The 741-nt window shown below is 65.6% G+C and carries 1 protein-coding gene; it reads right to left on the bottom strand.

Annotation, left to right across the window (positions count from 1 at the left end):
- Window positions 1-389 precede the first annotated feature (389 nt).
- Window positions 390-741: hypothetical protein (locus tag BFF76_RS33205; protein ID WP_167359544.1), on the bottom strand; the 352-nt coding region annotated here is incomplete at its 5' end.

The following is a 741-nucleotide window of genomic DNA, read 5'->3' as shown; positions in this document are numbered from 1 at the left end:
CCACCCGCCCTCCCCAACTGACCTGCCGTTGGGGGTCGTTGCTGGCCGTCATCGGTAGTTGTTGGTCGTCGTCGGAGGGCCCAGAGAGGGCCCCGGGGCGGGCCCCAGGGAACCGCTAACGTTAGAGCTCGTAACACGATCTTGCTGGAGTACGCTGGTGGGGCGTAACCGATGTGACGATTCGGCCGTTCGTGATGCTGGGGGTACTTGACCATAAATCGTGGACGACGAGTTGCGGGCGCTGATCCCGAACGGGCCGCACGAAGCAGACGGCAACTGCTGCCAGGTACAACCAGACGTGGCCACGAAGACAATCGCGGCCAGCACTTCCCGGCCGATGAGAAGGACCCGCCGAGGACGAGCCTCCGTCGCCGTGCGGACGATCCGTCTCAGACGGTGTCGATCTGCAGGAACTCCCGGAACTCCGCCGTGCCGACCCGATCGTGCAGCGCGGCGTTCCACCGCGCGATGTCGTCACCCGAAATGTCGGCGTCGAGTGGTAGGAAGACCCGGACAGCGTTCGGCCACTGCTCGAAGAATCCACGGGCAACAGAGTCCGTCAACGCCTGTGAGATTGAGTCCCACACCGCCCTCCGGAATTCGCGAAGGCCCGGCACTGCGACGGGGTCGGTGCTCGAACCGGTGAAGCGTTGCTGCGCGCGTTCTGCCTCGGCGCGGATCGGCACCAGCGGGTCGTCGATCCCCTGAACCCCGACGATGGCCAAATCCCACTCGCCGAGG

The sequence above is a fragment of the Streptomyces mutomycini genome, assembly GCF_001700505.1.
In the GTDB taxonomy this organism is placed as follows: domain Bacteria; phylum Actinomycetota; class Actinomycetes; order Streptomycetales; family Streptomycetaceae; genus Streptomyces; species Streptomyces mutomycini.
The sequence above is the reverse complement of the archived record's forward strand: the minus strand, read 5'-3'. Positions and strand labels throughout refer to the sequence as shown.